This is a genomic window from Salinicola tamaricis (genome assembly GCF_003006155.1).
In the GTDB taxonomy this organism is placed as follows: domain Bacteria; phylum Pseudomonadota; class Gammaproteobacteria; order Pseudomonadales; family Halomonadaceae; genus Salinicola; species Salinicola tamaricis.
The window spans coordinates 3,919,516-3,932,020 of record NZ_CP023559.1 but is presented as its reverse complement, the minus strand read 5'-3'; the positions used below and the strand labels follow the sequence as shown (position 1 = coordinate 3,932,020).

13 protein-coding genes and 1 pseudogene are annotated in these 12,505 nt (G+C 66.6%); 13 read left to right on the top strand and 1 reads right to left on the bottom strand.

Features of this window, described 5'->3' with window-relative positions; translation table 11 throughout:
* Positions 1 to 110 precede the first annotated feature (110 nt).
* From msbA to CN538_RS25660, 8 genes are all read left to right on the top strand, one after another.
* The gene (gene msbA, locus CN538_RS18125; RefSeq protein WP_106420332.1) at positions 111 to 1,850 is read left to right on the top strand and encodes a lipid A export permease/ATP-binding protein MsbA; all 1,740 of its coding nucleotides are present in this window, start codon (positions 111 to 113) and stop codon (positions 1,848 to 1,850) included.
* Positions 1,847 to 2,863, top strand: coding sequence for a tetraacyldisaccharide 4'-kinase (gene lpxK, locus CN538_RS18120; protein WP_106420331.1), 1,017 nt, complete (start codon positions 1,847 to 1,849; stop codon positions 2,861 to 2,863). The genes msbA and lpxK overlap by 4 nt, the downstream gene beginning before the upstream one ends.
* 97 nt (positions 2,864 to 2,960) lie before the next feature.
* On the top strand, positions 2,961 to 3,161 hold the full coding sequence (locus CN538_RS18115; RefSeq protein WP_035474558.1) for a Trm112 family protein: 201 nt from the start codon (positions 2,961 to 2,963) through the stop codon (positions 3,159 to 3,161).
* On the top strand, positions 3,158 to 3,934 hold the full coding sequence (gene kdsB / locus CN538_RS18110) for a 3-deoxy-manno-octulosonate cytidylyltransferase (protein ID WP_106420330.1): 777 nt from the start codon (positions 3,158 to 3,160) through the stop codon (positions 3,932 to 3,934). The genes CN538_RS18115 and kdsB overlap by 4 nt, the downstream gene beginning before the upstream one ends.
* Positions 3,927 to 4,235, top strand: a complete 309-nt coding sequence (locus CN538_RS25670; RefSeq protein WP_207233554.1) for an arsenate reductase/protein-tyrosine-phosphatase family protein — start codon at positions 3,927 to 3,929, stop codon at positions 4,233 to 4,235. The genes kdsB and CN538_RS25670 overlap by 8 nt, the downstream gene beginning before the upstream one ends.
* Positions 4,205 to 4,429 (top strand): arsenate reductase/protein-tyrosine-phosphatase family protein, encoded by a 225-nt coding sequence (locus tag CN538_RS25665; protein WP_207233553.1) that lies wholly within the window; start codon positions 4,205 to 4,207, stop codon positions 4,427 to 4,429. Before CN538_RS25670 ends, CN538_RS25665 begins: the two co-directional genes overlap by 31 nt.
* The gene (gene murB / locus CN538_RS18100; protein ID WP_340638187.1) at positions 4,422 to 5,252 is read left to right on the top strand and encodes a UDP-N-acetylmuramate dehydrogenase; all 831 of its coding nucleotides are present in this window, start codon (positions 4,422 to 4,424) and stop codon (positions 5,250 to 5,252) included. Before CN538_RS25665 ends, murB begins: the two co-directional genes overlap by 8 nt.
* Positions 5,204 to 5,452 (top strand): hypothetical protein, encoded by a 249-nt coding sequence (locus tag CN538_RS25660; RefSeq protein ID WP_340638186.1) that lies wholly within the window; start codon positions 5,204 to 5,206, stop codon positions 5,450 to 5,452. The genes murB and CN538_RS25660 overlap by 49 nt, the downstream gene beginning before the upstream one ends.
* 103 nt (positions 5,453 to 5,555) lie before the next feature.
* Here the strand turns inward: CN538_RS25660 and CN538_RS18095 are convergent, their stop codons facing one another.
* Positions 5,556 to 9,101 (bottom strand): Rne/Rng family ribonuclease, encoded by a 3,546-nt coding sequence (locus tag CN538_RS18095; protein ID WP_164999654.1) that lies wholly within the window; start codon positions 9,099 to 9,101, stop codon positions 5,556 to 5,558.
* A 768-nt stretch (positions 9,102 to 9,869) separates the two neighbouring features.
* On the opposite strand from CN538_RS18095, the gene CN538_RS18090 reads away from it, so the two are divergent.
* The 5 genes and pseudogenes from CN538_RS18090 to CN538_RS25640 all read left to right on the top strand — a co-directional run bounded on the left by CN538_RS18090 (position 9,870) and on the right by CN538_RS25640 (position 12,366).
* Complete coding sequence (locus tag CN538_RS18090; protein ID WP_106420328.1) at positions 9,870 to 10,817, top strand: RluA family pseudouridine synthase; 948 nt, start codon at positions 9,870 to 9,872, stop codon at positions 10,815 to 10,817.
* Entirely contained in the window at positions 10,807 to 11,400 is a 594-nt protein-coding gene (locus CN538_RS18085) for an HAD-IA family hydrolase (protein WP_340638185.1), read from the top strand. Before CN538_RS18090 ends, CN538_RS18085 begins: the two co-directional genes overlap by 11 nt.
* Positions 11,397 to 11,519, top strand: coding sequence for a hypothetical protein (locus tag CN538_RS25655; RefSeq protein WP_340638184.1), 123 nt, complete (start codon positions 11,397 to 11,399; stop codon positions 11,517 to 11,519). The genes CN538_RS18085 and CN538_RS25655 overlap by 4 nt, the downstream gene beginning before the upstream one ends.
* A gap of 60 nt (positions 11,520 to 11,579) precedes the next feature.
* Positions 11,580 to 11,945, top strand: a complete 366-nt coding sequence (locus CN538_RS25650; protein ID WP_340638183.1) for a hypothetical protein — start codon at positions 11,580 to 11,582, stop codon at positions 11,943 to 11,945.
* A 182-nt stretch (positions 11,946 to 12,127) separates the two neighbouring features.
* Positions 12,128 to 12,366 (top strand): annotated as a pseudogene (locus CN538_RS25640) (S49 family peptidase).
* The last annotated feature ends 139 nt before the right edge of the window (positions 12,367 to 12,505 follow it).

The window sequence follows — 12,505 nt, the reverse complement described above, 5'->3', positions numbered from 1 at the left end:
GCGTGTCGCTGGCCTGATGGTTATCGCCTCGCGCCGGCACTGGCTCGGCCGCTTGCCGAGCTCGCGCGGCCGCGGGTGAGGCGCTTTTTATCCAGTCGAACGGAGTCACCGTGTCACAAGCTTCCAGTTGGGCGCTCTATCGACGTCTTCTCACCTACGTGCACTCGGAGTGGCGCTCCTTCGCGCTGGCGGTGGTGGGCTACGCGATCTATGCCGCCTCCAGCACCGCGCTGGCGGAGATGATGAAGCGGCTGATCGACGGTATCCAGCATCCCGATGCCGACTTTCGCTACTTTCTGCCGCTGTTCGTGATCATGATGTTCGCCGCGCGGGGCGTGGGCACCTTCCTCGGCACCTACTATATGAGCAACGTGGCACGTAACGTGGTGCACAAGCTGCGCTGCAACGTCTTCAACCATATGCTGCATCTGCCGGGGCGCTTCTTCGACATGCACTCCAGCGGCCATCTGATCTCGCGCGTGACCTATCACGTCGAGCAGGTCACCGGCGCGGCCACCAACGCGATCACCGTCATCCTGCGCGAGGGGCTCTTCGTCATCGGCCTGATCGGCTATCTGCTGTGGACCAACTGGCTGCTGACGCTGATCTTCTTGGCGGTGACGCCGCTGATCGGGCTGGTGGTGCGCTACACCAGTAAACGCTTTCGGCGCATCTCCCGACGCATCCAGAATTCGATGGGGGACGTCACGCATGTCGCTTCCGAGGCGCTGACCGGCTATCGCGTGGTGCGGACTCACGGCGCCGAAGCCTACGAGAAGCAACGCTTCGAGGCGGCGAGCAATTACAACCGCGAGCAGAGCATCAAGGAGGCGATGACCAAGGCCACCAGCACCCCGGTGATTCAGCTGCTGGTAGCGCTGGCCCTGGCGGGTCTGGTATGGCTGGCCATGGCGCCCGAGCTGATGAATGCCATGACCCCCGGTGAGTTCGTCGCCTTCATCACCGCCGCATCGCTGATGGCCAAGCCGATCCGCTCGCTCACCGACGTCAACAGCATCATCCAGAAGGGACTCTCCGCTTCCCAGGAGCTGTTCGGCCTGCTCGAGCAGCCAACCGAGGTCGACGAGGGCCAGCGCGAGCCGCATCGACTGACCGGTCAGGTACGGTTCGAGGATGTGCGCTTCGCCTATGCCGAGGGACAGCCCGAGGTGCTCAAGGGCATCGACCTGGAAGTGCCGGCGGGGCAGATGGTGGCCATTGTCGGACGCTCGGGCAGCGGCAAGTCGACCCTGATGAGCCTGTTGCCCCGCTTCTATCGACCCACCGCTGGGCGCATTCTGATCGACGATATCGATATCCAGGCGTATCAGCTGTCACCATTGCGCCAGCAGATCGCGCTGGTGTCGCAGCAGGTGACGCTGTTCAACACCACGATCGCCGAGAACATCGCCTATGGCGCGCCTGAGACATCGAGAGAATCAGTGATCGCCAGCGCCAAGGCTGCTTATGCGCATGAGTTCATCGAGCGCTTGCCGCAGGGCTATGACACGCTGGTCGGTGACAACGGCGTCATGCTCTCCGGCGGCCAGCGCCAGCGCCTGGCGATTGCTCGCGCGATCTTCAAGGACGCCCCGATACTGATTCTCGACGAGGCGACCTCGGCGCTGGATACCGAGTCCGAGCGCTATATCCAGCAGGCGCTGGAGACGGTCTGCCAGGGGCGCACCACCTTCGTCATCGCTCACCGCCTGTCGACCATCGAGCGTGCCGATCGTATCGTGGTGATGGAGCAGGGGGAGCTGATCGAGAGCGGCACCCACGCCGAGCTGCTGGCTCAGGAGGGCGCTTACGCCTCGCTCTATCGGCTGCAGTTCCAGGAGCAGACGTGACGCCACTCGAGCGCGCCTGGTATCAAGGCGCCCCCTGGTTGGCGCTGCTCCAACCCCTCGAGGTGCTCTACCGCGGCGTCGTCCGCCGCCGCCGTGCGGCCTATCGGCAGGGCCGACGTGAGGTGTGGCAGCCGCCGGTACCGCTGGTGGTGGTGGGCAATCTGAGCGTGGGCGGCACCGGCAAGTCGCCACTGGTGGCGTGGCTGGCCGAGTGGTTGGTGGCCCAAGGCTGGCGTCCGGGAATCGTCTCGCGCGGCTATGGTGGCAAGGCGCCGGGCTATCCGCTGCTGGTCGACGCCGAGACGCCGGTGGTGCATAGCGGAGACGAACCGCTGATGCTGGCACAGCAGAGTGGCGTTGCGGTGGCGGTCGACCCGCGCCGCCCGCGCGCTGCCCAGGCGCTGATCGAGGCGCGTGGCTGCGACGTGCTGCTGGCGGACGACGGCTTGCAGCATTACGCCCTGGGGCGGACACTCGAGATCGCGGTGGTCGATGGCCAACGCGGTTTCGGCAATCGCCGTTGCTTGCCGCGGGGACCCCTGCGTGAGCCTCTGGAGCGCCTGGCGGCGGTCGATGCGCTGATCGGTAACGGCGGGCTCGATCCGCTGTGCGAGAACGACGCACCCGGGGTGCCGCGCTTCGTCATGCAGGTGCGTCCACGCGCCTGGCGCCATCTGCTCAGCGGCGCGACCCGGCCGATCGAGACGCCGCCGTTCGCCACCGATGCGCCGGTGGAGGCGCTGGCGGGGATCGGCCATCCGCAGCGCTTCTTCGACACGCTGACTGCGCTGGGCGTGGCCCATCGCGCCCGGCGCTTCGCCGATCACCACGCCTTCAGCGCCGCCGACCTGCCCGCAGGCGATCGGCCGATCGTGATGACGGCCAAGGATGGGGTCAAGTGCCGCGGCTTCGCCGACGAGCGCTGCTGGGTGCTGGATGTGATCGCCGCGCCGGATGCCGGCTTCGAGCAGTGGTGGGCGGCGTGCGTCGAGCAGTGGCAGCGGCGAGCCTGATCGCCACGCCGCGAGCGTCCGTGAAGGAAGGCGCCGGCCACTAGAGACATATCGCGGACGGACCTCTGTCCGTCCCGAATCGCCACGAGGAGAGACCATGGACAAGGAACTGATAGCGATGCTGATCTGTCCCGTCAGCCACAGCGAGCTGACCTTCGACCGCGAACGCAACGAACTCAAGAGCTCGGTCAGCGGGTTGGCCTATCCGATCCGTGATGGCATACCGGTGATGCTCGAGAGCGAGGCGCGAGTGATGAGCACCGAGGAGAAGCTCGGCAAGGCGGCGCCGGCACCATGAGTGAATTTGTCGTCGTCATTCCGGCCCGCTACGGGTCGAGCCGTCTTCCGGGCAAGCCGCTGATGGAGATCGCTGGCCTGCCGATGGTGCAGCATGTATGGCAGCGCGCCAGCGAGAGTCGTGCGGTGCGGATCGTGATCGCGACCGACGATGCGCGGATCGAGGCCGCGGCGCGCGCGTTTGGCGCCGAGGTCGTGATGACCCGTGGCGATCACCCCTCTGGAACCGACCGCCTCGCCGAGGTCGCCGAGGCGCTGGCGCTGGCAGCCGATACCCTGGTGGTCAATGTTCAGGGCGATGAGCCGCTGCTGCCGGCCGCAGCCATCGACCTGGTGGCGCAGCGTCTGGCAGCCGATCCGCGCGCGTCGATCGCTACCCTGGCCGAGCCAATCCACGATGTGGAGACGCTGTTCAATCCCAACGTGGTCAAGGTGATCACCGACTTCAGCGGGCGGGCTCTCTATTTCTCGCGCGCACCGATCCCGTGGGATCGCAACGCCTGGAAGACCCAGCCGCCGACGCTGCTGGAGACCGATGCCTGGCGCCGGCATATCGGGCTCTATGCCTACCGCGCCGGTTTTCTGGCCGAGTACGTGACCTGGCCGCCGGCGCCGCTGGAGCAGCTCGAGCAGCTGGAACAGCTGCGTGCGCTGCAGCATGGCCACCTGATCCAGGTCGCCGACGTCACTTCACCCTATCCCGGCGGTGTGGACACCCAGGAGGATCTGGAGCGGGTGCGCGAGCACTTCGTCGCACGGGGGGCGCATGGCTGACCGTGAGCCGAGCTATCGGGTGCTCTTCGTCTGCCTGGGTAACATCTGCCGCTCGCCGACCGCCGAGGGCATGCTGCGCCAGCGCCTGGTGCAGTTGGGTCTGAGCGCGCGAGTCGCGGTCGACTCCTGCGGCACCGGGGCCTGGCACGTGGGGCAGCCGCCGGACCTGCGCGCCCAGCGCGCGGCGCAGGCGCGGGGTATCGACCTCAGCGAGCTGCGCGCTCGCCAGCTGGTGCGCGAGGATTTCGAGCGCTATGACGAATCCTGGTCATGGATGGCGACAATCTCGAGCAGGCGCTGATGCTGGCGCCGGCTGCGAGTCGAGCGCGTGTCGCGCGGCTGCTGTCCTATCTCGGTGAGCCCGAAAGTGACGTGCCCGACCCCTACTATGGCGGTGAAGCCGGCTTCACGTTCGCTATCGAGCGGATCGAGGCGGCGGTCGAGGGCCTGGCCGAGAGCCTTGCCCAGCGCCTCCCGGCGGTGCCCCATGCGTGAGCCCGCAGCGCTCGAATACGCGCGTGATCTCAGTCGTGCCAACACCATGGCACTGCCATGTGTCGCCGAACGCTTTTGGTGCGCGCGGGATAGCGCAGAGGTCGCTGTGGCGCTGCGTCTGGCCAACGCCAACGACTGGCCGCTGAGCGTGCTCGGCGGGGGGAGTAACCTGCTGCTGCCGGCGCATCTTGTCGGCCTGGTGCTGGTGCCTGAGCTGCCCGATATCACCTTCACCTCGGGTGAGGGTGAGTCCGTGGTGGTCGAGGTGGGGGCTGGTGTTGGCTGGCACGCGCTGGTGACGGCGTGCGTCGAGCGCGGGCTGTGGGGGATCGAGAATCTGGCGCTGATCCCCGGTCTTGCCGGGGCCGCGCCGATCCAGAATATCGGTGCCTACGGGGTGGAGCTCAGCGATGTACTGCTCTGGGTGGAGTTCGTCGATCGCCGGGACGGCCAGTGCCATCGGCTGACGTCCGCGTCCTGTGCGCTCGGTTACCGTGACAGCGTATTCAAGCGCGAGCTGGCCAATCAGGTCGTGATCACGCGGCTGGCGCTGCGCCTGTCACGCCGCGCGTCTCCGCAGCTGGGTTACGGTGTGCTCGCCGAGCGTGTGTCGAAGCGCCCGGAACTGCAGGAGATCTTCTCAGCCATCTGCGCCATCCGCCGAGAGAAGCTGCCCGATCCGCGAGAGTTGCCCAACGCCGGCAGTTTCTTCAAGAACCCCGTGGTGTCCGCGTCGCGCGCAGCGCAGTTGGCGCAGCGCTATCCCGATCTGCCGTGCTACCCCAGCTCGACGGCCAGGTCAAGCTGGCCGCGGGTTGGCTGATCGAGCGCTGTGGTCTTAAGGGGTGGCGACAGGGCGCCTTCGGCGTTCACTCGCGCCAGGCGTTGGTACTGGTACATTTCGGCGGCGGCGATCTCGCCGGGCTGCTGGCGTTCTCCGCGGCGATAGCCGAGCACGTTCACGCCACCTTCGGTATCACCCTGGAGCGGGAGCCGCGCCAGGTGCATGAGGTCGAAGCCTAGCGCTGACGCCGCTTCACCCGCGAATGAGCGTGCCAGTGATAGCGCTGGCACGAACAACAAAAAGCCCAGACCGAGGTCTGGGCTTTTTGCGTGGTGGGCGCGATCAGCTGTCGCTGTTGCCCTGTTCACGACGCCGCTTCTCGCGCGGGTCGTTGTGCGCGCGGCGGCGGCGGGGCGGACGTGAAGCATTGGCTTCGTCTGTCTTGGCCTGCGGCTGAGCCTCTTCGGCCTGGGCGCTCTCTGCCGTCGCTGCCTGTGGCGCTACGGTATCTGCCTTGGCTTCTGGCTCCGCCTTGGCGTCGACTTCCGGCTTGGCCTCGGCCTTGGCTGCGTCAGGCTGGGCGGCCTGCGGCTGCGCCTTGGCATCGGCTTCCGGCTTGGCCTCGGCCTTGGCGACGTCGGCCTGAGCAACCTGCGGCTTAGTTTCTGCTGCCGGCTTGGCAACTTCAGACTGAGCGGCCTGCGGCTGCGCTTGGGCATCGGCTTCCGGCTTGGCCTCGGCCTTGGCTACGTCAGCCTGGGCAGCCTGCGGCTGTGCCTTGGCTTCGCGCTTGGTGTCGCCTTCCGGCTTGGCATCGGCCTTGGCTACGTCAGCCTGGGCAGCCGGCGGCTGCGCCTTGGCGTCGACTTCCGGCTTGGCGTCGGCCTTGGCTACGTCAGCCTGGGCGGCCTGCGGCTGCGCCTTGGTTTCTGCTTCCGGCTTTGCGTCGGCCTTGGCTGCGTCAGGCTGGGCGGTCTGCGGCTGCGCCTTGGCGTCGCCTTCCGGCTTGGCGTCGGCCTTGGCTGCGTCAGACGGGGCGGCCTGCGGCTGTGCCTTGGCGTCGCCTTCCGGCTTGGCGTCGGCCTTGGCTGCGTCAGGCTTGGCGGCCTGCGGCTGTGCTTTGGTGTCGCCTTCCGGCTTGGCGTCGGCCTTGGCTGCGTCAGACTTGGTGGTCTGCGGCTGCGCCTTGGCGTCGCCTTCCGGCTTGGCGTCGGCCTTGGCTGCGTCAGACTTAGTGGTCTGCGGCTGCGCCTTGGTTTCTGCTTCCGGCTTGGCGTCGGCCTTGGCTGCGTCAGGCTTGGCGGCCTGCGGCTGCGCCTTGGTGTCGCCTTCCGGCTTGGCGTCGACTTCCGGCTTGGCCTCGGTCTTGGCGGCAGCGGCCTGGGGCGCTTCGCTGTCTACCGTGGCGGCGGCCGCTTGCAGACGCTGCTGCTCTTCGGCAGCGGCCGGGTTCAGCGCGTGCTGGCGACTGCGGTTGCGCGGGTTGTTGCGCATACGCTTCGGCTTGCTGTCGACGCTCTCCTGCGGGGCGGCAGCGCTATCCGCGGTGTCGGCCTGACGCGACGTCTTGGGCTTGCCGGCGTTGTCGGGCTTGGCCGTCTCGGCGCGATTCTCGCTGCTGCGTTCGCTCTTGCCGCGGCTCTCCTGGCGGGCCTGGCGATTGCTTTGCTGGCGCGCGTCGTCACCGCTCTGGCGGTTATCGCTGCTGCCCTGACGGCCGTCGTCCTTTTGGCGGTTGTCGCCGCCGTTCTGACGGTTGTCGTTGCCGTTCTGGCGATTGCCGTTACGTCCGCCATCGTTGCGGTTGTCGTTACCGCTCTGACGGTCGTCCGATTGCCGGCGCCGGCGATTGTTGCCGTTGCCCTGACGGTTGTCGCCCCGATTGCCCTGGCGGCTGTCGTTACCGGCATCGGCCTGCTTGCCATTGTCGCCGTCACGCTTGGCACCGCTATTGCGCTGCTGCTCGCCGCTGCGCTGCGAGTCCCCGTTACGGTTGCTGTGGTTACCACCACCGTTTTGCGACGCCGGCTTGTCGTTGCCGCCGGTATTGCGCGTCTGGCTGTCGCTGGACGGGCGAGAGACTTCCTCGTCGGCGCGACGACGCCCGAACAGGCCGCGGAACAGCTGGATCAGGCCACCGTTATGTGCCGCCTGCGGCTGTGCGGCAACGGGCTCGGACCTGGTTGGTTCGGCCTTGGCCGGCTGCGGCTGTGACTTGGGTTGCGCGGCGGCCGGCTGGGGCGCTGGCGCTTCCGGCTCCTGATGCAGCGAATCCGGGGCAGGGGCGGTGTGGAGCACGGTCTGCACGGCCGCCTGGGTGCGCTGGATCGGTTTGGCCAGACTGGTTTCCGGCTCCTTGATCGCTTCGCTCTCGACCGAGAGTTCATAGCTCGACTTGTGCTCGTCACCCTCTTCGCAGACGTGGTCGTCGCGCAGGCGCTGGACGTCGTAGTGCGGCGTATCCATGTCGGGGTTGGGGAGTAGCAGTACGCGTACTTTCTGGCGCCGCTCGACGTCAGAGAGCACGTTGCGCTTCTCGTTGAGCAGATAGGTGGCGACGGGCACCGGCAGGATGGCGCGAATCTGCGCGCTGCGCTCCTTCATTGCCTCCTCTTCGATCAGGCGCAGGATCGAGAGTGCCATCGAGCGGACGTCGCGGATGGTGCCCTGACCGTCGCAGCGTGGGCAGACCACGCCGCTGGTCTCGCCCAGCGAGGGACGCAGACGCTGACGTGACATCTCCATCAGGCCGAAGCGGGAGATGCGGCCGATCTGGACTCGTGCCCGGTCGAGCTTGAGCGCATCACGTACCCGGTTCTCCACCTCGCGCTGATTGCGCGCCGGTGACATGTCGATGAAGTCGATCACCACCAGGCCGCCGATATCACGCAGACGCAGCTGGCGGGCGATCTCGTCGGCTGCCTCAAGATTGGTCTGCAGCGCGGTCTCTTCGATGTCGGCGCCGCGGGTCGCGCGTGCCGAGTTGATGTCGATCGAGACCAGAGCCTCGGTATGGTCGATCACCACCGAACCACCGGAGGGCAGCTTGACCTCGCGCTGATAGGCGGTCTCGATCTGGGATTCGATCTGAAAGCGCGAGAACAGCGGCACGTCATCGCTGTAGAGCTTGATCTTCTGCTGATACGAGGGCATTACCTGGCGGATGAAACTGAGCGCCTCCTCGTGGACCGCGGGGCTGTCGATCAGCACCTCGCCGATGTCCTGGCGCAGGTAGTCGCGCATCGCACGGATGATGACGTTGGATTCGCGGTAGATCAGGAAGGGGGCGGGGCGCTTGACCGCTTCGGCAGTGATCGCTTCCCACACCTGTACCAGATAGTCGAGATCCCACTGCAGCTCTTCCGACGAGCGGCCGATCCCGGCGGTACGCACGATCACGCCCATCTTGTCGGGCAGCGTGAGCTGGCCCATGGCGTCCTTGAGCTGGCTGCGCTCATCGCCCTCGATGCGCCGCGAGATACCGCCGGCACGCGGGTTGTTGGGCATCAGCACCAGGAAGCGCCCGGCCAGGCTGATGAAGGTGGTCAGCGCCGCACCCTTGTTGCCGCGCTCCTCCTTGTCGACCTGGACGATGACTTCCTGTCCCTCCTTGAGCACCTCCTTGATATTGGGGCGCCCCGAGGGTTCCTTGGAAAAGTACTCGCGGGAGATCTCCTTGAGCGGCAGAAAGCCGTGACGATCGGCGCCGAAGTCGACGAAGGCGGCTTCCAGGCTGGGTTCCAGGCGGGTGATCTTGCCCCGGTAGATGTTGGCCTTCTTCTGCTCCCGGGCGCCGGACTCGATGTCCAGATCGTAGAGGCGTTGGCCATCGACGAGGGCGACGCGCAACTCTTCCGGTTGGGTCGCGTTGATCAGCATTCTTTTCATGACATCTCGCAAATTCAGCGTGCCGGTGGAAGGCAGGCCTGAATCGGCGACGACGAACCGCAAGCGGTCGTGCTGTGCTCGCGCACATTGGTGGAGCGACCCCGCAGGAGGAACAAGCTTAGCGTGAGCCAGAAAGAACTTGGCGTGTCACCAACGCGTGGAACCGCGTTTGGACTCGAAAGGACTGCCCGGTCGCTGCGCGCCGGGTGGTCTATTGTCCACCCGGCCACAGTCGGGTCGACGCTCGTCGCAGAGCCTTTGGCGTGCTGGCTGATTACCTTGGCATCTCTGCTGTCCTGACCTGCTTGTCTGGGTGCTGCACGAACATGTGTTGAGTACGAAACGGTGCGGAACATGTCACGGTGCGCATCGATCAGCCGCATCCGGTCCCGCAGACTGCCGTCTATATCACTTGGCATTGTTCGGTTCGGCGACGCCTTCCACCGATACTTGTGGGTTTCCCTGAAGGAGGTGCGCTGGCGTTGTCGTCAGCGCGTGGCTCGCGGCAGGGGCAGGGCGTTCCAAACGTGTTTTGATCGACCCAGAGCGTGTGAATTTCGCTAACCCTCTGGGGGATCGAGACATTTTTTCGCTCCGGCCAGCGTATTCAGGGGCTGGCGCCGACGTGGAGATATCCACTGAGCGACATCGCAATATAACAGTAATGGCGCGCAGGCGGCAATTGAGGTCGCGCCGTTCGGGGAGTGCGTTAGAATGGCCGGCCGTCGGCGCCAGAGGCCGCCGATTTGCGTTGCCGAGGAGTCAAGCATGGCCGAGGGCCAGGAAGTCCAGTTCATCGAAGTCAGCGAGTCCCAGGCGGGGCAGCGGATCGACAATTTTCTGCGTACCCGGCTCAAGGGCGCGCCGAAGTCGCTGATCTATCGGATCGTGCGCAAGGGCGAGGTGCGGGTCAACAAGAAGCGGATCAAGGCCGATTATCGGCTGCAGAGTGGCGACCTCGTGCGCGTGCCGCCGCTGCGGCTGACGCCGGAGAGCGCGGTCAAGGAGGCCAGTGAAGGGCTGCGCAATCTGCTCGCCGGCAGCGTGCTGGTCGAAAGCCCCGACTGGTTGGTGATCAACAAGCCCTCCGGGCTGGCGGTGCATGGTGGCAGCGGGGTCAAGATCGGGTTGATCGAAGCGCTGCGCCAGGTGCGTGAGGATCTCGACTTTCTCGAACTGGTGCACCGTCTCGATCGTGACACCTCGGGCTGCTTGCTGCTGGCCAAGAATCGCACCGCGCTGCTCTCGCTCAACGCCGCCATGAAGGAGCGGCGCATGGAGAAGAAGTATCTGGCACTGGTCCAGGGGCGCTGGCCGGCGCGGCGCGACTATGTCAGCGCGCGGCTGGATCGCTACGACGCCGGCAACGGTGAGCGCCGGGTGCGCGTGGACGACGCCGGCAAGGTCTCGCGCACCCGCTTTGCCGTGCGCGAGACGCTGCCCCGGGTGACCCTGATAGAAGCCGAGCCGGTGACCGGGCGCACCCACCAGATACGCGTGCACGCGGCCCACGCCGGGCATGCCTTGTTGGGCGACGACAAGTACGGTACGCCAGAGGGCGAGCGCATGGCCCGGGGGTTGGGGTTGGATCGACTGTTTCTGCATGCGCTGACGCTGACTTTCCCCGATCCCAAGAGCGGCCGCGACGTGCAAGCGCGTGCGCCGCTGGAGGCGTCGCTGGAACGTGCACTGGAGCGGGCGCGACATGCCTCTTGAGGCTTGTGAGCAGAGGCTGCCGCGGGCCTGCCGTTATCGGCTGGTGATTTTCGACTGGGACGGCACGCTGATGGACTCGGCGGCGCGGATCGTCGCCTGCATGGAGGCTGCCGCGAGCGAACTCGGCTGGGCAGCACCGACGCCGGCGGCGATCCGCGACATCATCGGGCTGGGCCTGCCGGAGGCGATGGAGGCGCTTTACCCGGGAATCGGGGCGCTGGAGCGGGACACCCTGCAGGCCGCGTTCAGTCGTCAGTTTCGCCTTGCCGACCAGGTGCCGTCACCGTTCTTTCCCGGCGTGCTTGAGGGTGTTGCGCGGCTGCGCGAGGCGCCCGAGTGCCGCCTGGCGGTGGCCACCGGCAAGAGTCGGCGGGGTCTCGATCGCGTCTTCGACCACCACGGCTGCGGCGAGTGGTTCGTGGCCAGCCGCACCGCCGACCAGACCCGCTCCAAGCCGCATCCGCAGATGCTCGAAGAGCTGCTGGCGGCATGTGGGCTACCGCCCGAAGCGGCGGTCATGGTCGGCGATACCGAGTACGATCTGGAGATGGCGGGGCGCTGGGCATGGACCGCGTGGCGGTGAGCTATGGAGTCCATGCGCGCGAGCGGCTGCTCGCCAGTGAGCCGGTATGGGTCGCCGATGATTTTGCCGGTCTGGTCGAGTGGCTGTTGCCCGGCCCGGCCCGAGAAGGCTGCGCGTAACGCCTGACGCCACCAGGCGTTCGCATTGATCGCTGCGCGTCTGGCGCAAGGAGTGAGCAGATGAGTGACCAAAGACACGACGACTGGACCGATGGTCCCGAGCTCTCCGCGGAGGCGGCCCAGGCTCGGCGTGAAGGCGTGGAGGCCGCATCCGGCAGCGAGAGCGAGAGTGTCAGGCTGGCCGAGATTCGGCTGCTCGACCGTTGGATCGGCGACGTGCTGGCCGAGCAGCGGCGCTCGCGGCGCTGGAAGATCTTCTTTCGTCTGCTGTTCGTCGGCGTGGTCATTGCCGGGCTGGCGCTGAGTGCCTACGGCCTGCTGCTCGCCCAGGGGCAGGATGCCGCCAGTGGCGAGCGTCACCTGGGTGTGGTCGACGTCTGGGGCCCATCGATGCCCAGGGGCAGGCGAGTGCCGAGCGCATCATAGAGGGCCTGCGGCGCGCCTGGCGCGATCCCGACAGCGAGGCAGTGGTGCTGCACATCAACAGTCCCGGCGGCAGTCCAGTGCAGTCGCAGCGGGTCGATGACGAGATTCGCTATCTCGAAGCCCAGGGTGATAAGCCGATCCTGGCGGTGATCGAGGATATCGGCGCCAGCGGTGCCTACTATATGGCCTCGGCGGCAGATCGGATCTACGCCTCGCCCCAGTCTGGGTGGGGTCGATCGGGGTGATCAGTGCGGGCTTTGGTCTGCAGGGGGCGATCGACAAGCTGGGGGTCGAGCGCCGGGTTTTCACCTCGGGCGAGAACAAGGCCTTTCTCGACCCGTTCTCGCCGTGGCGCCAGCGCAGCGCGAATTCTGGCAGTCGGTGCTCGACACCACGCACCAGCAGTTCATCGATGCGGTGAAGTCGGGGCGCGGCAAGCGTCTCAGCGAGACCCGCGCATCTTCTCCGGGCTGATATGGACCGGCCAGCAGGCGCTGCAGCTGGGGCTGATCGATGATATCAGCAATCTCGAGCAGCTCTCGCGCAGTCGCCTGGGCAAG